The sequence below is a fragment of the Staphylococcus sp. CWZ226 genome, from assembly GCF_018986355.1.
GTDB lineage: Bacteria > Bacillota > Bacilli > Staphylococcales > Staphylococcaceae > Staphylococcus > Staphylococcus simulans.
In genome coordinates, this window is sequence record NZ_JAHMSB010000005.1 from 184,764 (window position 1) to 209,069 (window position 24,306).

A 24,306-nucleotide genomic window follows, 5' to 3' on the forward strand; every position below is an offset into this window, starting at 1 on the left:
TTATTTTACATGAAATAATCAGAAATGTAATCTAATTAATTTGTTGATTCATCCTAATTCCGCTTATTTATTACGGTTAGCAATTTGTTTCCAAACAGATCCTAGTGCTTCGTCACCTTTTTCAATACGAGAGATGGCCATTTGAATCTGTAACTTCACTTCGTAAGCGTCATCATCTTCATGTGCTTTCAAAGCTGGTAATTGTGCTTCGCCACCTTCATCAAAAATAAACATCGCGGCACGCCAACGCACAATCTTTTGTGGATCATCTAAAGCTTTCTCCATTTCTGGTAAAGCTGCTTTAAATCCTAAATCACTTAATCCATCTCCGGCAGTTCGGCGTACACCAGGATTTTTATCCTGTAAACCTTGGTACATATATGGAAGAACTGACTCATCTTCTACCATACTTGCTAGCACAATAGCTTCGCGTCGAATTGGAATTTTAGGATGATTTAATGCAGCTTCGATGAGAGGATAATCTTCTTTGGTTGGTGTCGGGAAAGATTTCAACATTCTAAGTTGTGCTTTCCAATCTTCTGCCGCATTAAATTCATCAACTGTCACATGTTGATAGTGTGCTGTTGGAACCACAATATCCGTATTTAATGCTTCTTGTTTTAATTCATTAAGTTTATTTTCAGGATATAGTGCAACAAGTTCTTCTTCAACATTATCCATAACTTCTTCTAGTTCGCCATAACGCGTACCTAAATCTTCCCACTTACGCATAAATACTACGTTGTCATCATCTTTTTGTGCTGCTAGCATTGTATCGACAAAGTAGTCTGGTAATTGTCTGCGTTCTTCATCCTTAGTAGTAGTGAGTTTAATCTGATACGGGATACCTTTAAATTTGAGCACTTCCGCTTTAATTTCGCCGAAATGTTCATCAGGTGCAGGTGTATCATTTGTTTCAGTTTCAGATTCATTACTAATTGCAGCTGTAATATTAGGCAATAGTGCTTCCCAATCTGCTTTTGGTGCTTTATCCACAGCTAAAAAGTCGATGACATGGAAAATGGATTTAACACCATCAACCTCTAAAAGTCTATTGATAAAATCAGGTTGGCCTTCTTTTACTTTTGTATAGGTGGAGGATTGATTGTCCTCTCTTTTCTTATTCAATACCACTTTCATGGTATTCGGACTTGGTGTCGGTTCAATACGAACGATTTCCATCAAAATAACCCCCAATTATTGTAGTTCGTTACCAAATTGCTTGATTTGTTTACCTACTGAACATTCGTAAATACAAAAATGATGTGCATATGTTTTCCCTTTTGTTTTACGATTATATGTTTTTAATTCACAATTTTTGCAGTAAGTGCTTAATAAATCATCTATGGAATCAAGCGCTCTTTTTTCGGATTTTGAAAAAATAATCGTCACTCCCTTTACATAATTAATAACACCTTAAATGGTTTAAGGACGATTAATTTAGCCTCATTATATCATGCGACACGGTTAACTTCATCTCTCTACTCTGTAGTTGTAACTAAATGGCTATTGCATTTAATGTACGATTTCTATAGAATATATGAGTTGAGTTGCGGTTTCTAAACACCCGCATTAACAAAATTTAGGAGGTTAATTATGTTTTACAATGAAATATTAGGTATTATTGCCTTTCTAGTAACCTTTACATTAATGGTCGCAATGTATCGTTTGTTCGGTAAGCAAGGTTTGATTGCTTGGGTAGCTATCGGAACTGTAATTGCTAACATTCAAGTAATTAAAACTGTAGACATCTTTACGATTTCTGCGACTTTAGGAAATGTAATGTTTGCGTCTATTTATTTAGCGACGGATATTTTAAACGATATCTATGGACGTAAAGTAGCTAAAAGAGCAGTATGGATGGGCTTTAGTTCATCATTAGTGATGATAATTTTAATGCAACTATCATTACATTTTATTCCCGCTCCAGAAGATATGGCACAAAAAGCGCTAAGTACAATTTTCAATATAGTACCTAGAATCGCGTTAGGTTCGATTATCGCTTATATCATCGGACAACATATCGATGTCTTTATCTTCAATGCGATTAAAAAAGTATTCAAGTCAGATCGCACATTTGCAATTCGTGCATATGGGAGTACGACATTAAGTTCTATTATTGATACTGCCCTTTTTGTAAGTATCGCGTTTATTGGTTTGCTGCCAGCAGGTGCAGTCTTTGAAATCTTTATTACGACTTACTTCTTAAAACTACTTGCTACAATCTTTAATGTGCCATTTGGTTACTGGGCTAAATCAATGTACCGAAAAGGTAAAATTCAATCTAAAGATGAAGGTTACTGATTAAGGGTATAGATAATATAATATTTTGATTAAGGATGGAATGATGTATGGCTAAAATATTTTTTGATGCAGCAGTTAAAGGTAATCCAGGACCAGCATCTATTGCAGCAACAATTATTGAAGAGAGTAACCATCAAACTTTCACGCAAGATATCGCACCTACTGACAATCATTCAGCAGAATGGCAAGCTTTTAATTTTGCCTTAGACTGTGCATTAGAATTAAATGTATCTACAGCATTAATTTATACCGATTCTAAGCTGATCACTGACAGTTTAGATAAAGGCTTTGCTAAGAATGAGAAGTTTAAAGGTTATTTAGTTGAAGCAGCGAAGAAAATGAAAGCATTTGATTTATGTCTGATTGATTGGATTCCTAGAGCACAAAATAAAGAAGCCAATCATCATGCGCAACAAGCGCTCTATCAGCAATTAAAATAAAAGAAGCGGGAGGACGTCTCCACAGTTATTAACTGTGAAACGCCCTCCCGCTTTTGTTTTGAATGATTAAAATGGTAAGAATTCTCTTTCAATAAATTTCTTAGACACTTTCAAATCGTGAGTATCTAAGACATTGAAAATATCAATGAAATCCAGATGATACTGCATTTGATTAAATAACGCTGTTACATCTAATGGTACATTAGTGTGGATTTCTGCAAGTTGTTTTGAAAGTTTCAAATCATCTAATTGGCTGATGATTTTCTTTTGTTGTGCCGGTGTCAATTCGTCAATGTGATTGATAACATTTTCTACAGACTGATATTTTAAGATTAATTTATGTGCTGTTTTTTCACCAATTCCTTTGACGCCAGGATAACCATCAGCGGTATCCCCCATAAACGCTTTGATATCGATGAGTTGAAGCGGATGTAATTGATATTCTTCTTGATAGCGTGTTAAATCATAACGGTTATAAATATTAAATCCTTTTTTAGTCAACCAAACTTCAACATTAGGATTTATACATTGTAAGATATCTTTATCTCCTGTAACGATATAAACTTCGTTATCCTCTGATAAATTTCTGCTTAACGTTCCGATAACATCATCGGCTTCATAATTTTTAACTCCAATATTAACAAACCCAAGTGCGTTTGAAATATCTTGAACTAAATCGAATTGTGGTATCAATTCATCAGGCGGTGCTGGTCTATGTTGTTTATAATCTGCAAACATTTCATTTCGAAACGTTTGTTGCCCCATGTCCCAACATACAGCGATATGTGTCGGCTGAATATCATCTATCGCTGAAAAGATGTGACGAACAAATCCTTGTACGCCATTAGTCGGAACTCCGTTTGAATTTCTCATGAATTGATGATGAATGCTTGTAGCATAGAAATGGCGGAATAATAACGCCATTCCATCTACCAGCAATACTTTGTTTGTCATACTACTTCCTCTTTCTAAGTTAAATAATTTCTTTTAATTGACGGTTAGCCGCATCAATTTGTTGAATCAAGCTATTATCAATTTTAACGCTTAATAATGCGCTTGCTTGTTCATGTATTTCATTTGAAATCTCATTTAATTGTTTATCTGCAATCTTGCCCATCTTAGACACTTGTTGTTCTAACTCTTGTCGTAATTGGTTAATGTTGTTTTGCAACAAGTCAACCGTTTCCATTGTGATTTGCTCTTGTAGTTCTTTTTGTGCTTTCAGTTGAAACAAACGCTTTTTCGTCAATTTTTTCGGAAGATGTTCGAACATTTCATTAAAATCAATATGCATCGTTGTAATTTTATCTTTATCCATTTCAATCTCAAAGTGTGGCTGCAATAAAATATGCAATTGATTCAATTGCTTAACAATAGGTGCAAGTTGATCTTCCAGTTGCTTATTAAAGAATTTTTTAATACGTTCAGCAATTAAAGTTTGTTCCATATACAATCTGCCATGGATTTGTTCAAGATATGTTTTAACTGCATCACGTTTTTCAGCATCAAAGTCATTGTTTTTAGTCATTTGCCCGTTGAATACTGTACGAACTTCATCAAACAATTGAATTTTTAAGCGTTCATTCAAGTGATATACTTGATCTTCAACTTCGTTATAAACATGTTGTTTAGTCGTTTTTAAAGTCGTATTTGGAATCGCGCCTTTTTGTTCAATCTTTCTTACTTCTTGTTGACGCGTTTCCATTTCTTCACGATTATTTTGATAGTCTTCTGACATTTGTGTATAAGAGGCACTAATTTGTTCAAGTTGCGCTTTCATTTGTTGTTGTAAAACAACCTTAGATTCGACCTCCGCAAAGTAATCTAGACTATCTTTTAGTTTATTTAGCCCTTCATCGCCCTCTTTTAATGCACGTCGACTAGAAACACTATAAATATCAGCAGGCATATTTACTTGTTGTAATGCATCGCTGACATAATCTTCCACAGCTTCTAAATCTTCTGTTGATTCTGCTAAATCTACTGCATTAATAATCATCTTGAATGTTTGATTTTCATTGAGTTGATTCATCTCTTTCATATACTCAATAAATGCTTTGTCGTTATCAGTAAATGAATGATTGAAGTAACTTACGTATAAAATCAAATCAGATGATGTTAATATTTTTTCCGTTTCATTAGAATGACGTTGGTTATTTGAATAAAGACCTAAAGAGTCTACAATAATTTTATTTTTCAACCAGTCTATCGGTAAGTTTAAATGAACAGTTTCCACAAACGCAGCATACTCATCTTGAGCACTCCATTTTTTCACTTCATCCTGACTGATATCGTGATGATAACCATCTTGAATCATATTTTGGTATAAATCTAATTGTTCTTTAACCGCATTAACAAAAGCAAGTTGTTCTTTCTTCAATGAATGTTTTAACTCTGTTGTATCTGTTGCTTTAAAGTCCTCTAAACTCTCAAAGTGGAATTTTTGAGATTCAACTAATTGATTTAATTCCACGAGTAATTGAGGTGCTTGTTTTAAAGTGATTGCACTTGAATTACCATATGAGAGCTCTGTTGTTGCTGCTGTAGTAGGATTTGGTGAACTTACTAAATAATTTTCACCTAGTAACGCATTGATTAAGCTGCTTTTACCAGCACTGAATGTACCGAAGACGCCGATTTTCACAATTTGTTGATCCATTCGTTCAATAGCAGCCTTTAAATCAGATTTGGTTTGTTCAAATAAAGGAACAGGATCAATGATATCGATACCTTGCTTAATTGTTTCAATATCGATATCAGATTTTAACTCAGTTTTTTGTTTAGTTTGGTTCAGTTGTTTTTTCGGTGTTTCTAGCTCTTCTTTTGTATATGTGATTTCTGTACGGTCAATCAATTTATCTAATGAATCATCTAAATGAATATAATAATGTTGATAATTTCTTGTGATGAGTGATTCACGCAGCTTACGTAACTCAATATATTTTTCATAATCATTTTGATCCGTCTCTTCTTCATCGTCGACATGTTGTGTTTCAGCATTTTCAATAGCACGTTTTAATAGAGGTTCAGATTCTTTTTTAATAAATCGATGAATAGCTTTAACGACATCGTCACAGAAGTTTAATACATAAGCATTACTGATACTCATTTGTTCTTGGTATAAATCTGTGACAAGTGAGGATGGTATTTCATAATGCTGATTTAAAATAGATTGGTTGACGTCTGTTTGGTTGATGAAGCGGGTTAAGAATGACATATCTTCTCGCATAGGCTGTCTGATTTGTTGATTTACAATATCTTGTAACGCTGTCATTACATTTTGTAAACGCTCTTCCCTAGCTTCTTCAGTTTTCTTTTTCTTATTAAAGAATCCGCCAACTTTGAATGTTTTTACTTGGCTCTCTAAGTAGAGACGAATCTTTTCACGCATTTCATGCGGCATTAAGTATGCGTTTTCTAAAATGTTTTTGCGTTGATAATTTAAATATTTATAGAGCTTATCTGGATCATTTAACAACTGTGCTTCTTCACTAACAGATTGATTCTGTTGGAAGTTTAAATAAGCTTGGTCAAATTGTGAAGCATCAATATCTAAGTTTGCTAAAATATCCTGCATTTCAGCTTGAATATATGATTTTTGGTCTTCGGTAATAAACTGTGTGATTCTTTCAATATAGTCTTCCATAGACTCGCGATGTGTATCTTGTTCGATTAAGAAATCAGACAGTGCATTAATTTGATTTTCTGGGTGGTCATACTTAGAAACATAAAATGTTTTCAGAAGTTCTAAGTCCCATTCATCTACCGCGTGCTGAATATTTTGTTTGAAAGCATCGAATGAAAGCTCTTCATCATTATGTTTATCGATTTGATTTATTACGAAGACTACTGGGATGCCTGCATGATTCAAACGTTTCATAAATTGGAAGTTCATTGCGGATTGAACATGGTTATAATCTACTGTATAAAAAATAATATTGCTGGTAAACATGAATTGTTCTGTTGATGCTTGGTGTAATGAAACGTTTGAATCTACACCTGGTGTATCTTGTAAGGTGAATCCTTTTTTGAATTTATCAGATTCAAAACGAATTTCTACAGACTCTACATCCCCATTTTGTCTGTTTAATTGCTTCACTTCATCATAATTATTCAAGCGTGTATATTTTTGACCTTCTAAGTTTGCGATAATTTCACTTTTATCAGCGACACTGACGATTGCTGTGTTGCTGGTTGTCGGTACAGGTGAACTTGGTAAGATTTCTTGTTCTAGTAGTAAGTTGATTAATGTAGATTTGCCTGCTGAAAAGTGACCGACAAATGTTAATGTGTATTGATCTAGATAAACTTTTTTAATGACTTGGTTGATAATATGGACCAAATCTTGATGGTTTGATTTTTCGACTTCTTTTTTTAATTTATATAAAATATCTAATTGGTTGTTACTCGTCATAGATTATGTACCCCTTTATAAATAACATTGCTTTAATTGTATACTAAAAGCGCTTTACTCTAAAGGATTAAAATCGATGTTGCGGAGAATAAAAAAGATGCATCTGACTGATATTTAGTCAAATGCATCATAATTTTAAAGACCTGGATTATTCGCATGCTTAATTTGTAAGTAGCGAGATAAGCTGTAAACGATAATTCCAGCCCAAATAAAGATAAAGGTAACGAATTGATTTGTATCAAAAGGTTCTCTGTAAATAAAGATACCTAAAATAAAAATTAATGTCGGACCGATATATTGAATGAATCCCATTAATGATAAAGGAATACGTCTTGCACCTGCAGAGAACGAAATTAATGGAATCGCTGTAATAGCCCCTGAGAACAATAGCCAGAATGTCGGCATGTTGATACCAATGGTTGTTTGATGTGAGATCCATAAATAAACGATATAAATCAAAGCTGCTGGCGTTGTAACGATACATTCAAATGTAATACTGCTTAAAGCATCAATCGGTACAATTTTCTTAAGCAGGCCATAAAATCCGAATGACACTGCTAAAATAATCGAAACAACCGGGAACTCGCCGATTTTTAACGTCATGTATAGCACACCAATAAAAGCAAGGAAAATTGCTAACCATTCTAACTTATTGAATTTTTCTTTCATAAAGATCATCGCAAGTAAAATGCTGACAAGCGGATTAATATAATAACCTAAACTCGCTTGGAGTACGTGATTATTATTTACCGCCCAGATAAATGTGCCCCAGTTTACTGTAATGATATAGCCGGCTAGAATAATAGCCCAAAGTTGTTTGGTTGTTAAGGCTTTAATGCCACTTATAAATTGTGAACTTTTTCCCATTGCCATGATTAATACAACCATAAAAATCATGGATAAAATAATACGATAAGCGAGAATTTCAAACGGACTGATATCATTGAGCAACGACCAATAAATTGGTAATGTTCCCCAAAGGATATAGGCAATTATGGAGTATACTATGCCGCGTTTAAATTCTTGATTCATCCTAGTCACCCCAATTTTTCAAACTATTTACTTTTTCTTAGCCCAATATTGATAATACGTACATTCTATATAACCATTGAAGAGCTTTCTACGTTTTGTTGCTTTTTGTTGTGTTAAAAATTCAAATTCTTTATTACTTGTTAAAATGTACTCTGATAAGTTTTTGTGCTGACGCATCAACTTACCAAGATAGCGATACATTTCTTCAACTTCTTCTCTATCACCAATACGCTCACCGTATGGCGGGTTACCGATTAATGCGATAGGTTGATCGGTATGGATATCTAAAGTATTCACATCTTTGACACCGAATTGAATGACTTCACTCAATCCTACTTCTTCAGCGTTACGTATCGCAATGTCTACCATTTCAGGATCAATATCATACGCATAGACTTCAACTTCTTTGTCGTAATCTGCTTGTTGATCTGCTTCGTCACGCAATTGTTCGTATAGATCATCAGGCATGATATCCCATTGTTCTGAAACGAATGAGCGGTTAAAGCCAGGCGCAATATTTTGTGCAATTAAGCATGCTTCAATTGCGATTGTTCCTGAACCACAGAATGGATCGATTAAAGGTGTGTTGCCATCCCAGTTAGCTAAGCGAATCAACGCAGCAGCTAATGTTTCTTTAATTGGCGCTTCACCTTGTGCGAGTCTGTATCCGCGTTTGTTTAAACCTGAACCAGAAGTATCAATTGTTAAAAGTACTTCGTCTTTATGAATTGCGACTTCCAAAGGATACTTACTTCCTGTTTCATCTAACCATCCTTTATGTGCGTAGGCATCTTTTAAGCGTTCAACAATTGCTTTTTTCACGATTGCTTGAACATCAGGTACACTATGAAGCGTTGATTTAACACTTCGACCCTGTACTGGGAAATTACCATCTTCTGTAATGATTGTTTCCCAAGGTAATGCTTTGGTTTGTTCGAATAATTCTTCGAATGTTGTTGCTTTAAAGCGTCCCATGACTAATCGGACTCTGTCAGCAGTACGCAGCCATAAATTACTTTTGGCAATTGCAGTTTCATCGCCTTCGAAAAATATTCTTCCGTTTTCCACTGTTGTTTCGTAGCCTAATGCGTTAACTTCTTTTGCAACGACAGCTTCAAGACCCATTGGACATACGGCTAATAATTGATACATATGCATTGACCTTCCTTCTATTTTTGTTGATTTACTTTATTATTGTAGCAAATTTTGAAGCGGTAATATATGTGTAGTAAGCGAGATATCAAATAAAAAAGCTCTCCAATCTTGGAGAGCTGAACTAGTGAGGATATTTCTATAAGCCATGTTCTGTACCTTAGTACTGATAACGTGCACTAGTAGTCACTCGTACGCCGGTGGTAACCATCTGTCTGGAATAAGTATTTACGCACACTTATTCCCTCATTTATACGTTGAATTCCGCTAAATAAGTGCTCCTACCAAATTTGGATTGCTCACTCGAGGGGTTTACCGCGTTCCACCCTTTACATTTCTGTAAAGGCTCCGTCACTGTGGCACTTTCAAGCTACTTTAATCATATCCAAAAGACTTAGATTATTTCACTGCCGTCTATTAGCCTTGACTTATTGTTTCATCAAGCACGAACACTACAATCATCTCAGATTGTGTGAGCATGGACTTTCCTCTATATTGCTATAGCGATTACCCGAAATATCACTTCTTAAAATTATAGCATGGTTCTTTGTCTATGGTAAAGCTAATCCGAAAAAGCACAACTTTTCAGACTTCGAGCCATAAACTTAGAATAACTATTTTCCAAATACTGCTTTTTCTAAATTAGAGATACGTTTAAGAATATCTACATTACTAGAATTTGTGTTTGAAGAAAAACTTTTGTTTTCTTGTGGTCTAGAAGTAGCTACACGTAAACGTAACTCTTCAAGTTCTTTTTTCAACTTATGATTTTCTTCATTTAATTTAATTACTTCATTATTCATGTCTGCCATTTTTTGATAGTCTGCGATGATGTCATCTAAAAATGCATCTACTTCTTCCCTTCTATATCCACGTGCAAGGGTTTTTTCGAAGTCTTTCTCATAAATATCTTTTGCTGATAATTTTAAAGATACATCTGCCATTTTTTCTCCACCTCATTCGAAACTTTCTTCAGACCACTGTATATCACTGATGAATGTATTGATTTCATCAAACGTTACAACATCATAAGTATAGTTTGTTTGTTCTGCAAAATCAACTAACATCCGCTTAAAGAACTTTGGACTCGCTTCTTGTTCTTCATCATAAATTAGAACAGTCATATCAGTATGGTCTAGGATAAATTGATCTGTTTGTTTGAATTGAAAGGGTCCTTCGTAGGGTGCGTGATGCACTGAATCATGAAAATCAGCTTTTTCAATAATTTGTTGATACTTCAACTGATTTTGTTCATTCCAACGTTCTGTATGATTTTGAAAAGGTGTAATCACACCGAGCTTTAATTCAGGATACTCTTGTTGCAAGTCAAGCACCACTTCAGCTGTCCACATTTCAATTCCTAATTGTCCTTGTATCAATACCCATTCTAAACCTTCCTCAACCAGATTTTGCAATTTATTTTTTAAAAATAATTTAAGGTATTTTACTTCAGGTGCATCATCTTTAAATATATTTAATTCATAGGATTTATAGCCGGTAACATATGCTGTTTTAACCATATTGCGTTTCACTTTCCTTTAAATAGTTTAAGTCATAGTTCACACTTTTCAGTTTATCCATAAAGAGTTTCCGGCTTGCTGAAGCATAATGACATTCGACAGAAAGGCGTTCTAAATTTTCTTTGAGTATTTGATACTTCAACTGATTCATGTATGAAAGCGCAATGATATTTTCTGCATAACCATCCAATTGGTTCAACAAATCATCGATGTGATAAGCAAAAGGCATCACCTCGTTTTTGAAATCATATGCCTTACCTGATCTAGCTTCTTCATATCTTTGTTTCATAATATAGGTTTGTTCTATTAATGTTGAGATAATGGTATACAATCACATTTCGCCTCCCTCACAATTAAATTATCATATATTGATAAGTACGTCATTTCAGAAAACCTTTAAATCCCTATGATAAAAGGGTTCAATATTGTTAAATAGCCTGATTAACGTTAAAATAAGTGACATATACACAAACCAATGTTTGCTTAAATACTAAAGGAAGGTTTTTAAGTAAGCATTGTATTGAAATAAGTTTCGAGAGTTTGCATCTCACTGTAAGTTGTGTATAATTATTACGGTTTAAAAACCTGTTGGTGTGGTGAAACAAATGAATTATCCAAATGGTAAACCATTTAATAGAAATAAGACTAAAGTTGGACGCACAAACCCATTCAATTCAAGTAAAATCAAGTATGGCGGACGTGGGATGACTTTAGAAAAGGAAATCGAATTATCAAACGATTACTACCTTTCTACAGGTAAAGCAGTAATACACAAGAAACCGACACCCGTTCAAATCGTAAATGTTTCTTATCCTAAACGCAGTAAAGCTGTGATTAAAGAAGCATATTTCCGCACCCCATCTACAACTGACTATAACGGTATTTATAATGGCCGTTATATTGATTTTGAAGCAAAAGAAACACAGAGCAAGACGTCTTTTCCATTACAAAATATTCATGAACACCAAGTTGCGCATATGAAATCATGCTATGAACAAAACGGAATTGTATTTTTACTAATTCGTTTTAAAGCATTAGATGAAGTTTATATGCTGCCTTATCGTTCCTTTGAAAACTTTTGGCAAAGACATCAAAATAACATCAGAAAATCAATTACAGTTGAAGAAATAAGAAAAAATGGTTACCATATTCCTTATCAGTATCAACCACGATTGAATTACCTCAAAGCCGTTGATAAGTTGATATTAGATGAAAGTGAGGACCGCGTATGACGGAAAGAAAGAAGACTTCTCATTCTAAGAATGGAAAGTCTGGTAAAAAACAGAATAGGAATATTAAGAGGACAATTATTAAGATTATTGGCTTCATTTTAATTGCGTTTATTGTCTTAGCCTTAGTTGGTGTTCTTTTATTCGCTTACTACGCATGGAAAGCGCCAGCGTTTTCTGATGCAAAATTAAAAGATCCTATACCAGCAAAGGTTTATGATAAAGACGGTAAATTAATCAAGACACTTGATAACGGTCAAAGACGTGCGCACGTGGACTTAAAAGATGTTCCGCAAAATATGAAAGATGCCGTTCTAGCTACTGAAGATAATCGTTTCTATAAGCATGGTGCTTTAGACTATAAACGTTTATTCGGTGCGGTCGGTAAAAACATTACTGGCGGATTCGGTTCACAAGGTGCATCAACATTAACACAACAAGTTGTTAAACGTTCATTCTTAACCGATCAAAAGTCGATTGGCCGTAAAGCACAAGAAGCATACTTATCGTATCGTTTAGAACAAGAGTACAGTAAAGATGAGATTTTCCAAATCTACTTAAACAAAATTTACTACTCTGACGGTGTTTATGGGATTAAAGCAGCAGCTAAATATTACTTCGACAAGGATTTGAAAGATTTAAATTTAGTTGAGGAAGCGTACTTAGCAGGTTTACCTCAAGTACCTAACTTATACAATGTATATGATAATCCTAAAGAAGCGGAATCTCGTAAAGATACTGTATTATACTTAATGCATTATCATAAACGTATTTCTGAACAAGATATGAAAAAAGCGCAAGATACACCAATTGAGAAAAACTTAGTTAAACGTAGTGCTGATGATCGTGCAATTAAGCCAGATAATAAAGATCCTGAGTATAACTCATATGTGAACTTTGTGAAGTCTGAATTAATGGCACATCCTGAGTTCCAAGACAAAAATCTTGGCGACTTAATGAATAGTGGTATTAAGATTTATACTAATATGGACTCTAGCGTTCAAAAAGCATTGCAGAACCGTATTGATAACGGCAATTACTATAAGAACGAAGATCAACAAGTTGGTTCAACAATTGTTGACAGTAAGAGCGGTGGATTAGTCGCAATTTCTGGTGGCAGACACTTCAAAGATGTTGTCGACCGTAACCAAGCAACTGACCCTCACCCTACTGGTTCTTCATTAAAACCATTCTTATCTTACGGACCAGCAATTGAGAATATGCAATGGGCAACAAACCATGAACTTCAAGACGAATCAGAATACATGGTAGATGGTACTACATTCAGAAACTATGATACGAAGAGTCATGGTAATGTCACACTTTATGATGCATTACGTCAAAGTTTCAACATTCCAGCATTGAAAGCTTGGCAACAAACGAAACAAGATGCTGGTCAAGACGCACCTAAGAAATTTGCAGACAAAGTTGGCTTGAAATATGAAGGTGAAATTGGTCCTTCAGAAGTACTTGGTGGTTCATCATCTGAATTCTCACCTACTGATTTAGCTTCTGCTTTCGCAGCGTTAGCTAATGGCGGTGAATACAACCAAGCACACGGTATTACTAAAGTTGTTGATCAAGAAGGTAATACTACAGAGTTTGATCACAAACACCACAGAGCTATGCATGATTACACAGCATACATGCTTTCAGAAGTACTAAAAGGTACATTTGAAGCTTGGGGTTCTGCTTATGGTCATGGCGTATCTGGTGTTAACTTAGCAGCCAAAACTGGTACAGGTACTTATGGTTCAGAAACTTACCAACAATACAACTTACCTGATAACGCAGCGAAAGATGTATGGATTAACGGTTTCACTCCTAAATACTCAATGTCAGTTTGGATGGGCTTCAATAAAGTTAAAGAATATGGTCAAAACTCATTCGTTGGTCATAACGAACAAGAGTATCCACAATACTTGCTTGAAGATGTGATGTCAGATATCAGTCCTAGAGACGGACAAGACTTCCAACGTCCAGCTTCAGTTAATGGTTCAAGCAAATCTGACTTATACGTTGCTAGCAACCCTGACCACAATACTACAAACCGTAAAGTAAACGGTAATGGTACTACTCAAGGCGGCAGCAGTAATAGCAACAATAGTCAACAACAAGGTTCAAATAACAGAAGTCAAAACTTTGGTAACAATAACCAACAAGGACAAAGCAATAATCAACAACAAGGAAACAACAACCAGCAAGGCGATAATCAAAATGGCAATGCATTATCAAGATTCTTTAATCTACATGCCATTTTCAATAATAAAGCTTCATAAATAATAAAAGTGCAGTGACTCAAATTTCTGAGCACTGCACTTTTTTCTATACTTAATAATATGAAAAGACATGTTTGAACAAGAAATTCAAACATGTCTTTTATCATTTTCATTTAAATTATTAGCGTTTTTGATGTGCTTGTCTTGCTTTATACGCTGCGTTCATTTTAATGAGTTCACTGATGAGTGTTTTCATCTGACGATAACCCATAAAGTGATGTTTTCGTTGATGAATATAATCAAATCGTTCTTGGAAATTAATGGGCACAACTGGATAAGTTTCTAATTTATCGTAATCAATTGTTTCAACATTGTTAATCTGACAAAAATAGTGTTCGATTAAAGTTAAATATTCATCAAGTAACGCTTTTCCTTGGTCTGATGTTAATTGTTTCTTTTTCGCAAAGACATCAATTTGGGCTTCTAAAGCTTCAAAATCAGATTTTGTAATCAAAAAATCACCTCTTATGCTTTAGCTTCTTTTCTTAGTTTTTCACGATATCGTTTCTGACCTTCTCTACAATCATCGAATAAAGGACAAATATCACATTTCGGTGCACGTGCCAAACAGTGATAACGTCCAAAGAAAATCAGTTGATGATGACTTTGATTCCATCTTTCTTTTGGAATAATTGAACACAGGCGTTCTTCTACCTCTTTGACGCTGTCTTTCCATCGATTAATACCTAATCTTTTAGAAACACGTTCTACATGTGTATCAACTGCTAACGCTGGAACACCGAATGCGACACTTAATACAACATTCGCAGTTTTTCGACCAACACCTGCAAGACTTTCTAAATCTGTACGATTATTAGGTATTTTGCCATCAAATTTATCGATAAGTGATCGGCATAGCTTTTGAATGTTTTTGGCTTTATTACGATATAACCCGATTGAGCGAATATCTTGTTCCAGTTCTTCTAAACTGACATCCAAATAATCTTGTGGTGTTTTATACTTTTTAAATAACTCACGTGTTACTTTATTAACTAATACATCTGTACACTGTGCAGATAGCAACACCGCAATGGTTAATTCAAATGGATTATCATGTTTAAGCTCACATTCTGCATCTGGAAACATTTCATCAATGACATCTATCATACTTAATGCTTTTTTCTTACTTAACATTATGATTCCTCCTGATTCAACCAGTCAAACTTCGGAATGCTTTTGACTGTATGTTTCATTTGCGGTGTATGGTATTGACTACTGATCTTTTTAGAGTCCTCCACTGTTTTAACGTTGTTTTTCTTCCAATTTAATAGGATTCTATCAATGTATTTAAAGCTCATTTTTTCTTGACTCAATGCTTCATTCACCGCAGCTTGAATCACTGAAATATCATGGTGATCAACGTCAATCCACTGATTTAATGTATCAATTTCAATGGGTGATAAAGGACGGCCAAATGCGCTTTCAATCATTTGGAATAATGACTTAAAGGACTCTTGGTTATTCATTTCACGTTGTTGTGTTTCTTGGGATTTTAAAATTTTACTGAAAGATTGATAAAAACCATCTAGATTCATAAATTCCGCAAAACGTCCTTCTTCATCTTTTTGTACTGTTAAATCTAATAAATCTAATTGAATTAGACGCTGAATAACACCTGTCACTTCGCGTTCCTTCATCGTAGTACCTTTACTAAGATATGAAATAGAAGGTTGTTTATTTGAATGCTCATATTCATAAATTAATTTTAATAAGATGATTAAATCAGTTTCTGATAATCCCATGTCAGCATAGTGATCGAGTAATTCTCTTCTAATAACAACGGGGCGTTTTCTAAGTAATTCTATATCCAAAGTGACCCTCCTTTTTTGATATTTTACCTATTGAAATGGTCCAGTCATCGTTTACACACATGACTGGACCCATTTATTTTTCATTCAAATCATAGAATTGTTTATGGATATAAACGGTTTAATAAGCGTGGGAATGGTGCTGTTTCTCTAACGTGTTCTACGCCAGAAATCCATGCCACTGTTCTTTCTAAACCTAAACCGAAGCCGCTGTGAGGTACTGAACCATAACGACGTAAGTCTAAATAGTACTCATAGCTTTCTTTATCTAAACCATGTTCTTCGATACGTGACTCTAATAATTCTAAGTCATTAATACGTTCAGAGCCGCCGATAATTTCACCGTAACCTTCAGGTGCGATTAAGTCAGCACATAAGACTGTGTCTTCATTGTCTGGATTTGGCTGCATATAGAATGGTTTGATTTTTGTAGGATAATTTGTGATAAATACTGGTAAATCATAATGGTTTGCGATCGCTGTTTCATGCGGTGCACCAAAGTCTTCACCCCACTCGATGTCATCAAATCCTTCTTGTTTTAAGTATTCGATTGCATCATCATATGTGATACGTGGGAATGGTGTTTTAACTTTCTCAAGTTTAGAAGTGTCTCTGTCTAAGATTTTAAGTTCTAAGGCGCAATTCTTAAGTACAGATTGAACAACATGAGCAACGTATTGCTCTTGTGCTTCTAAACTGTCGTCGTGGTTATAGAAAGCCATTTCGCCTTCAATCATCCAGAATTCGATTAAATGACGGCGTGTTTTAGATTTCTCAGCACGGAATGTCGGACCGAATGAGAAAACTTTACCATATGCCATTGCTGCTGCTTCTAAATAAAGCTGACCACTTTGTGATAAGAAGGCATCTTCATCGAAATATTTAGTGTGGAATAATTCACTTGTACCTTCTGGTGCACTTGCTGTTAAAATTGGTGGATCAATTTTAACGTATCCGTTATCGTGGAAGAATTCGTATGTTGCACGAATAATTTCATTACGGATTTTCATCACTGCATGTTGTTTTTTAGAACGTAACCATAAATGACGGTGATCCATTAAGAATTCTGTACCGTGATTTTTTGGTGTGATTGGATAATCATGTGCTTCATGAATAATCTCAATAGATTTAACTTGCATTTCATAACCTAAATCTGAGCGATTATCTTCTGTAATTGTACCTGTAATGTACATTGATGATTCTTGGTTTAAGTTTTTAGCTGTCGCAAATGTATCTTCATCTACTTCAGATTTCACTACGACACCTTGCATGAATCCAGTTCCATCACGTAATTGCAAGAATGCAATTTTACCGCTAGAACGTTTGTTTTGAAGCCAAGCGCCAATTGTGACTTCTTGACCAATGTAGTTCTTTGCTTCTTTGATTGTAGTCTTCATTATTCAAACTCCTATACTTCTTTTTGACATTTATTAGAGAATTAATGATTGCTCGAAACTTCTAATTTTATCAAGTTGCTTTGAGCATTTGATTAACTTTTAACCCGTATATATTTTATCAAATAAATGCGTTTTCTTCTAGTTGATAAACTCTATTGTGCGGTTAATCGCTTTAATATTTTACTGAACTTTTGCAGATTACCGATTTGCTGATTGAATGCTTTTAACGTATGCATAAAGAAATGCTGATAATTACTTTTGATTAAGCGGCCATCAAAGGAAACAATGATGCCTTTATCATTTTCGTTTCGAATTAAACGCCCTAATCCTTGTCTGAAACGAATGACTGCATCAGGCAGCACATAGTCTTTAAACGTGGAGACAAACTCTGAATCCATCAACCAGTATTTCGTATTGTTCTGATTCATAAACGGCAGTTTTGCAATCATGACACATTTAATACCGTCACCTTGGAAATCAAAGCCTTCAAAGAATGTTCCTGTTCCTAATAAGATTGCTTTATCAAAGCTGTTGAATTGTTGCGCTATTTTATAGTTTTGACTATTGTTTTGCTGTGACAAGATAATGTAATCTTCAAAATCAGGTAAGTCATTTAATAATTCTTGAACATGATACATCATTTTGTAACTTGTAAAGAGCACTAAACATTTAGATTCAGTCATATTTACATATTCTGTAATATAACTGACAATCGCGTGCTCATATTTTTCTACATCACGATAATGATAAGGCTCAACATCATTTGGAATAAAGATAGTTGCTTTATTTTGGTTATCAACTACATCGTCAATAATATACGTGTTGAATTCAGCATCTTGGTTGAACCACTTTTTATAAGCTTCAAAGGATCCATTAAAAGTTAACGTGCCTGAAATAAAAGTTAAGGCATTAAACTTGTCTAAAATTTGATGTGAAAGTATATCTTTCACCTTATAATCCTTCACATAAATCGTAATCGTTGATTTCTGTTCTAAATTTTTAATGGATAAAAAGCATGTGTGATCTGCTTTTAAACTTTGTTCAATCGCACGGAAGTGGTCATTGATGTACAGTAAATGTTTACGAATTGATTTGATAGTTTTATGACTCATGCCATTAAAGTATTCTAACGTTAAGTTCAATTTATGGATAATCTCATGGATATCTTTTAATATCGGCGCTTTATCAAATTGATTTACAAAATGAATCTTATGATTATCATCATCATGAATCGTAGAATCATGGATAATATCGAAGATTGTCGTAAATAATTGTTCATTCAATTCATGAATATCATTTACTGCGGTTTTAAGTCCAAAAACATCAATCGGTGGAATATCTAATCTTTCTAAGATACGTTTTTGTTCAAGACGATCTACTGCCTTTAATAGTTTTTCATTTTCAGTCTTACCGATTAAACCTAGTTGATATTTAATATCTGAATAGCTGAGTTCATTTGTGACTTGGTCTAATGCATAATCTGGTAAGCGATGTGCTTCATCGATAATACAGTCTTCAAACAATTGATAAATACTATTTTCTTGAGAAGCATGTATTAAATGCGCATGATTTGTTATACCAATTTGGATATTTTGTGCATTACGTTTTAAGAAATTATAGTAATGAATATCATGACGGACCGGCACATAAGTTTCAGCTTTTTGCTCTAAATACATCTTTTGTCCGCCTTTAAGATTAAGCTCTTGAATGTCCCCTGTTTCTGTGTGGGTAATCCATATCAATAACTGCATTTTAAGCAAAGTTACATCGTAGTTTTGTGTCTCGTCTTTAAGAATCTGACTGATGAGTCCTAAAGAAATATATTCACGTTTACTTTTGATAATCGCCGCATTGATACGGTAACCAAGTACTTTTTCTAGTGTAGGTATTTCATGTTCTAATAACTGATTTTGCAATAACTTAGTATTTGTTGAAATCATGACATGTTGTTTAGTTTCAATATTATACATCAGTGCTGCAATTAAATACGCAATAGATTTACCTGAACCTAAGGGTGCTTCAATCAATGCTTTATCATTATGCATGAGTTGATCTAAAATAATTTCTGTTAAATAAAGTTGCTTTGGTCGATATGTGAACCCCAAAGCGTCAATGACCTTTTTATAAAAGTCTTCAGTTGAACCTTCAAAATCAATGGAAGGTGCTTTGAAATCGACTTGTTTTCTGTAAATGATTTGTTCAAATTGAGCGTATTGATTATCTAATGGCTGATCGCCATGGTGTCTGACCATTTCAAACAATACATCATGTAACTGATATTTTAAATCTTTGCTTAAGTAATAAAGTTGTTTCAATGTATCAGTCGGTAATGCGTTCAATACATTAAAAGCTTTAACCATTAATTTTGCTGTAGTAGCCGCATCTTCATCAGCGCGATGAGCATTATTCAGTGGAATATTATGATTTTCTGCTAATTCACTCAGCTGATAGCTTTTATCCGTTGGAAATGCAATTTTAAACAATTCTACAGTATCAATCGTTTTTCTTGGATGATAAGTAATATTACATTTTCTAAATGCATTTTTTAAGAAGTTCAAATCAAAAGAGACATTATGTGCAACAAACACACAATCCTTCAAGACTTCATAAACTTCATCTGCAATTTCATGAAAGTATGGCGCTTGTGTTAACATAGCGTCTTCGATTGACGTGAGTGCCTGAATGAAAGGCGGAATTTCTAAGTCTGTCTTTATTAAAGAGTGGTATGAGCCGACAATTTCATAATTACGTACAAATGTAATACCGATTTGGATGATTTCATCATAATCCTTCTGGTTACCTGTCGTTTCTAAATCTACCACTGCATAAGTAGTTTGACTCACACGATCGCCTCCTTTCTATAAATCTATATCTGCACTCATTAAACGGTGGTTTGTACCTGCTTCATCTACGACTAATAAGAAACCATCTTTATCGATATCTATCGCTTGACCACTGAACTGTTCATCATTTTCTGTGAATTTCAATGTTCTATGCCAGATATTCGAGTGTGTTCTATATTCGTCTCTAATAGATTCAAATGGTACGGTTAAGAATTGAATATAACGTTTTTTCATATTTTTTAATAATGTATCTAAAAATGCATAACGGTCTACTTTTTGATCGGCATGTTCAAAAATGCTTGTGGCACGATGTGCAATCTCTTCTGGGAATTCGTCTGCATGTTGATTCATATTGATACCGATACCACATATAACAGCTTCTATACCATCACTGTTTGCGGACATTTCCGTTAAAAAACCACATACTTTTTTCGAACCGATATAAATATCGTTCGGCCATTTGATTTCAACTTTATCGTTTGAAAATGGTTGGATAGATTCGCGAATTGCTAAAGCCATAAATAAATTAAATGTAGTGATTAAAGAAAAAGGAACTTTAGGACGAAATACTGCACTCATCCATAGACCTTTCCCTTTTGCTGAGTCCCAAAAACGGTTGAAACGGCCGCGCCCTTTCGTTTGTTCATTACTCAACACTAACATTGCGTTTTGATGGCCAACCATTTTTTGTTTCGCAGCAAGCTGTGTCGAATCAATCGTATCATAAACATAGACATCATCGAAAAAACCTTGTGCATCCACAATTTGCTCTACAATTCCAGGATACCAAGTATCCGCAAGCTGTTCTAATTGATGGCCTCTATGATTAACAGAGTGAATAACACACCCTTCTGCTTTTAATTGATCTATAATTTTTTTAACAGCAGTTCTCGAAATTTGTAACTGTTCTGCTATCATTTGACCAGATATATATTCTGATTGATTATCATATAACATTTTAACGACATCTTGACTATATTTAGACATTTGCTTTCACCCATTTTATGATTTCACTTTGTTCATTTTGCAACTCATGATTGATAATCGCACATTCTATTTTTCTTAGTATATCTTTTAACCATGGGCCGCCTTTTCGATTTAATGTTTCTAATATGATTTTACCATTGATAGCGATATCACTTCTTTTAGAAATCACTAAGTCCTTATCAATCTCTTTAATTGATTCTTGATTTATTATTAAAGGATGACCTAAATAAATCCTGTTTTCATTCAGTGTTTCATGCATCGACAATATATAAGATAATACAGGCAAGCCGTAGTCGTAAACTAAAAGACGCAATGCTTTTTTATCTGAAAGTGTTTCTAGCTTTTCAAAAATACTACAATACATTTTTACCTTCTTTTTCATATCGTTACTAATTTTTAGTTTTGCTAAAGCACCATTATTTTCAGGTTGTTTAAACATCATTACCGCAAGCATAAATTCTAATGAAATTGGTTCGCAAATATGAATGTGTGACATCTTATAATTTTTGAAAAATGGCACATAATCAAAGAAATTCAGTTCAAGTAATAATGGATAAACGTGTGCGACATCTTTACCATTTAGTAGTTTCGTTAACTCCACTATGATTCTTTCGATGGACAAATAGACAGTATCAGCCATACGATTTTTCATCGCATTGTATGTGGCATCTTCTATGTCAAACCCTAATTGCGATTTAAAGCGTAAGCCTCGTAGTATGCGCAAAGCATCTTCAGTAAAACGCTCTTCTGCAGGCCCTACTGTAACAATTCGTTTTTGTTTAATATCTTCATATCCGCCAAAATAGTCTCTAATGGTAAAATCAGTATCCATCGCAATCGCATTCATTGTAAAGTCCCTACGCTCTACATCTTTATATAAATCACGTACAAAATAAACTTCATCTGGCCGTCTATGGTCTTTGTATTCACCTTCGGCACGATATGTGGTTACTTCATAATTTTCATTTTGATAAACCACGTTAATCGTTCCATGTTCTTTACCAATTGGGATCGTATGATCAAATATGGATTCGATTTCATCGGGAGAAGCGCTAGTAGTAATATCAATATCGTGAATAGGACGGTTCATTAAATAATCACGGACCGATCCACCGATATAATAGGCTTCAAATCCATTCTCTTGTATTTGGTTTAAAATAGGTGCAGCTTTTAAAAATAAGTCTTTATTCATGATTTTCCTCTAACATTTGGTTGTAATAATATTCATATTGATCTGCGATTAACTCAGAGTTGAAACGTTCTGTCACGTCTTTCAACATTTGTTCGCGAACACGTTGATACAACGTATCATCCGTTAATAACTTAATCGCATATTCACTCGCTTTATCGCTATCTCCAATATCAACAATAAAGCCTGTTTCTTCATGTTTAATCACTTCTTTAATACCGCCAGCCGTTGAACCGATGGGTACAACACCTGTTTTCATCGCTTCTAATAAAGTTAAACCAAAACTTTCCTTTTCACTTAATAAGAGTACTAAATCAGACATTTGATAAAATTGATTTACAAATTCTTGTTTTCCTAAAAACATGACATCATCTTCAATATCTAGTTCACGTACTAAACGTTTCATTTCCATTAACTCTGGTCCATCACCTAGTAATAGTAATTTCGATGGTATTTGATCATGCACTTTTTTGAAAGTCTCAATAATCGTATCAATACGTTTGACTTGTCTAAAGTTCGAAACATGAATCAATACTTTCTCATCAGGTTTGATACCATAAACTTTTTTCAATGCATCGTCTCGTTTTGTCGGAAAATCAATTTCTCTGACAAAGTTATAAATCGGTATGATTTCTTTATCAGTACCGATGATTTCTTGCGTTTGATGTGCTAATGATTTACTTACACTTGTTACAACGTCACTATTTTCAATACCGAATTTAATCGCATCTTTAAGAGAATGATCAAAACCAAGCACTGTAATATCTGTACCATGCAAAGTCGTCATGATTTTGACGTCTTTACCAGACATTTGACGTCCTAATATGCCGCAAATCGCATGAGGCACTGCATAATGCATATGTAGGATATCTAAATCATATTCACGAATTACAGATGCGATTTTTGTACTTAAACTGATATCATAAGGTGGATATTGAAAAACTGCATATTGGTTTACTTCTACTTGGTGGAAAGTAATATTTGGAAGTGGTTTTCTAATACGAAACGGTAAGTTTGAAGTGATAAAGTGGACATCATGCCCTCTTTCAGCAAGTGTTATCCCAAGTTCAGTTGCGATAATACCTGAACCTCCCATAGAAGGATAACATGTAATTCCTATCTTCATTTCAAACCGACTCTCCTTTATCTCTCTATATAGTTTTATTTACGTTCAAAACGATCTTTATCTCGTGTATTAAATTTATGCATTGTTTCATCAAAACTTTCGGTCATATCGATATCTAAAGAATTTGCGATACACAATAAAACGAACAGGTTGTCTCCGAGTTCAGCTTTAATCGTATTTTCCTCTTCAGTATCTTTCTTTTTCTTTTCTCCATATACATGGTTGATTTCTCTAGCAAGCTCCCCGACTTCTTCTGTTAAACGTGCTAAATTCGCAAGGGGTGAGAAATAACCAGCTTTAAATTGGCCGATATATGCATCGACTTCTTTTTGCATTTCTGACATAGTTTTCATGCATTTCATCTCCTTACATCTTAACTCCTAGTATATCTTATATTTTTTTATTATGCATTTTAAGTGCAATCTCAACAAAATAAAAAACCTTGCTGCGAGAGCAAGGTTTCAGACTGTCGACAAAGTCCTACGGACTTGTCGGCATTTTTTATTTTTTAACATTTTACATAATAACCTTTTCCCCATTTCTTGTATAATGATAGTAATAAGATAATGAGGTGATAGTATGCTAA

General features: G+C 34.2%; 22 protein-coding genes and 1 other RNA gene. 4 read left to right on the forward strand and 19 right to left on the reverse strand.

Going from position 1 to position 24,306, the window contains the following annotated elements; genetic code table 11:
- Nucleotides 1-63: 63 nt before the first annotated feature.
- Entirely contained in the window at nucleotides 64-1,182 is a 1,119-nt protein-coding gene (locus KRR19_RS06180) for a conserved virulence factor C family protein (protein WP_023015206.1), read from the reverse strand.
- Between the two features lie 15 nt (nucleotides 1,183-1,197).
- Nucleotides 1,198-1,392, reverse strand: coding sequence for a zinc-finger domain-containing protein (locus KRR19_RS06185; protein WP_081600395.1), 195 nt, complete (start codon nucleotides 1,390-1,392; stop codon nucleotides 1,198-1,200).
- Nucleotides 1,393-1,596: 204 nt separating this feature from the next.
- On the opposite strand from KRR19_RS06185, the gene KRR19_RS06190 reads away from it, so the two are divergent.
- Nucleotides 1,597-2,304 carry a queuosine precursor transporter gene (locus tag KRR19_RS06190; RefSeq protein WP_002480945.1) on the forward strand — a complete coding sequence of 236 codons (708 nt, stop codon included), beginning with the start codon at nucleotides 1,597-1,599 and terminating at the stop codon, nucleotides 2,302-2,304.
- 47 nt (nucleotides 2,305-2,351) lie between these two features.
- Nucleotides 2,352-2,744 carry a ribonuclease HI family protein gene (locus KRR19_RS06195; protein ID WP_023015205.1) on the forward strand — a complete coding sequence of 131 codons (393 nt, stop codon included), beginning with the start codon at nucleotides 2,352-2,354 and terminating at the stop codon, nucleotides 2,742-2,744.
- A 66-nt stretch (nucleotides 2,745-2,810) separates the two neighbouring features.
- Here the strand turns inward: KRR19_RS06195 and KRR19_RS06200 are convergent, their stop codons facing one another.
- The 8 genes from KRR19_RS06200 to KRR19_RS06235 form a co-directional block, all read right to left on the reverse strand.
- The gene (locus KRR19_RS06200; protein ID WP_023015204.1) at nucleotides 2,811-3,698 is read right to left on the reverse strand and encodes a 5'-3' exonuclease; all 888 of its coding nucleotides are present in this window, start codon (nucleotides 3,696-3,698) and stop codon (nucleotides 2,811-2,813) included.
- A gap of 19 nt (nucleotides 3,699-3,717) precedes the next feature.
- On the reverse strand, nucleotides 3,718-7,158 hold the full coding sequence (locus tag KRR19_RS06205) for a dynamin family protein (protein WP_216733543.1): 3,441 nt from the start codon (nucleotides 7,156-7,158) through the stop codon (nucleotides 3,718-3,720).
- 135 nt (nucleotides 7,159-7,293) lie between these two features.
- Complete coding sequence (rarD, locus tag KRR19_RS06210; protein ID WP_002480949.1) at nucleotides 7,294-8,190, reverse strand: EamA family transporter RarD; 897 nt, start codon at nucleotides 8,188-8,190, stop codon at nucleotides 7,294-7,296.
- Nucleotides 8,191-8,217: 27 nt separating this feature from the next.
- Nucleotides 8,218-9,342, reverse strand: coding sequence for a THUMP domain-containing class I SAM-dependent RNA methyltransferase (locus tag KRR19_RS06215; protein WP_002480950.1), 1,125 nt, complete (start codon nucleotides 9,340-9,342; stop codon nucleotides 8,218-8,220).
- A 137-nt stretch (nucleotides 9,343-9,479) separates the two neighbouring features.
- Nucleotides 9,480-9,861: RNase P RNA component class B (rnpB, locus tag KRR19_RS06220), an RNA gene on the reverse strand.
- Nucleotides 9,862-9,956: 95 nt separating this feature from the next.
- Nucleotides 9,957-10,286, reverse strand: a complete 330-nt coding sequence (gene gpsB / locus KRR19_RS06225) for a cell division regulator GpsB (protein ID WP_002480951.1) — start codon at nucleotides 10,284-10,286, stop codon at nucleotides 9,957-9,959.
- A 12-nt stretch (nucleotides 10,287-10,298) separates the two neighbouring features.
- A complete protein-coding gene (locus KRR19_RS06230; protein ID WP_057510508.1) occupies nucleotides 10,299-10,862 on the reverse strand; it encodes an SLOG family protein in 564 nt (187 codons plus the stop codon).
- On the reverse strand, nucleotides 10,855-11,193 hold the full coding sequence (locus tag KRR19_RS06235; RefSeq protein WP_002480953.1) for a DUF1798 family protein: 339 nt from the start codon (nucleotides 11,191-11,193) through the stop codon (nucleotides 10,855-10,857). Before KRR19_RS06235 ends, KRR19_RS06230 begins: the two co-directional genes overlap by 8 nt.
- Nucleotides 11,194-11,467: 274 nt before the next feature.
- Between KRR19_RS06235 and recU the strand changes: the two genes are divergently transcribed.
- Nucleotides 11,468-12,094 (forward strand): Holliday junction resolvase RecU, encoded by a 627-nt coding sequence (gene recU, locus KRR19_RS06240; protein WP_023015200.1) that lies wholly within the window; start codon nucleotides 11,468-11,470, stop codon nucleotides 12,092-12,094.
- Nucleotides 12,091-14,370 carry a transglycosylase domain-containing protein gene (locus tag KRR19_RS06245; RefSeq protein WP_216733544.1) on the forward strand — a complete coding sequence of 760 codons (2,280 nt, stop codon included), beginning with the start codon at nucleotides 12,091-12,093 and terminating at the stop codon, nucleotides 14,368-14,370. The genes recU and KRR19_RS06245 overlap by 4 nt, the downstream gene beginning before the upstream one ends.
- 121 nt (nucleotides 14,371-14,491) lie before the next feature.
- Here the strand turns inward: KRR19_RS06245 and KRR19_RS06250 are convergent, their stop codons facing one another.
- The 9 genes from KRR19_RS06250 to KRR19_RS06290 form a co-directional block, all read right to left on the reverse strand.
- On the reverse strand, nucleotides 14,492-14,824 hold the full coding sequence (locus tag KRR19_RS06250; RefSeq protein WP_002480956.1) for a YpoC family protein: 333 nt from the start codon (nucleotides 14,822-14,824) through the stop codon (nucleotides 14,492-14,494).
- An 11-nt stretch (nucleotides 14,825-14,835) separates the two neighbouring features.
- Nucleotides 14,836-15,504 carry an endonuclease III gene (nth, locus tag KRR19_RS06255; RefSeq protein WP_002480957.1) on the reverse strand — a complete coding sequence of 223 codons (669 nt, stop codon included), beginning with the start codon at nucleotides 15,502-15,504 and terminating at the stop codon, nucleotides 14,836-14,838.
- Nucleotides 15,504-16,181 (reverse strand): DnaD domain-containing protein, encoded by a 678-nt coding sequence (locus KRR19_RS06260; protein ID WP_002480958.1) that lies wholly within the window; start codon nucleotides 16,179-16,181, stop codon nucleotides 15,504-15,506. Before KRR19_RS06260 ends, nth begins: the two co-directional genes overlap by 1 nt.
- Before the next feature lie 101 nt (nucleotides 16,182-16,282).
- The gene (gene asnS / locus KRR19_RS06265) at nucleotides 16,283-17,575 is read right to left on the reverse strand and encodes an asparagine--tRNA ligase (RefSeq protein WP_002480959.1); all 1,293 of its coding nucleotides are present in this window, start codon (nucleotides 17,573-17,575) and stop codon (nucleotides 16,283-16,285) included.
- Between the two features lie 152 nt (nucleotides 17,576-17,727).
- On the reverse strand, nucleotides 17,728-20,418 hold the full coding sequence (locus KRR19_RS06270; protein ID WP_207021197.1) for a helicase C-terminal domain-containing protein: 2,691 nt from the start codon (nucleotides 20,416-20,418) through the stop codon (nucleotides 17,728-17,730).
- A gap of 15 nt (nucleotides 20,419-20,433) precedes the next feature.
- Complete coding sequence (locus KRR19_RS06275; RefSeq protein ID WP_156666587.1) at nucleotides 20,434-21,405, reverse strand: biotin--[acetyl-CoA-carboxylase] ligase; 972 nt, start codon at nucleotides 21,403-21,405, stop codon at nucleotides 20,434-20,436.
- Nucleotides 21,398-22,597: a CCA tRNA nucleotidyltransferase gene (locus tag KRR19_RS06280; protein WP_216733545.1), complete on the reverse strand. Its 1,200-nt coding sequence runs from the start codon at nucleotides 22,595-22,597 to the stop codon at nucleotides 21,398-21,400. Before KRR19_RS06280 ends, KRR19_RS06275 begins: the two co-directional genes overlap by 8 nt.
- Entirely contained in the window at nucleotides 22,590-23,720 is a 1,131-nt protein-coding gene (bshA, locus tag KRR19_RS06285) for an N-acetyl-alpha-D-glucosaminyl L-malate synthase BshA (protein ID WP_105967080.1), read from the reverse strand. Before bshA ends, KRR19_RS06280 begins: the two co-directional genes overlap by 8 nt.
- A 35-nt stretch (nucleotides 23,721-23,755) precedes the next feature.
- Nucleotides 23,756-24,073: a nucleotide pyrophosphohydrolase gene (locus KRR19_RS06290; RefSeq protein ID WP_002480964.1), complete on the reverse strand. Its 318-nt coding sequence runs from the start codon at nucleotides 24,071-24,073 to the stop codon at nucleotides 23,756-23,758.
- Nucleotides 24,074-24,306 lie beyond the last annotated feature (233 nt).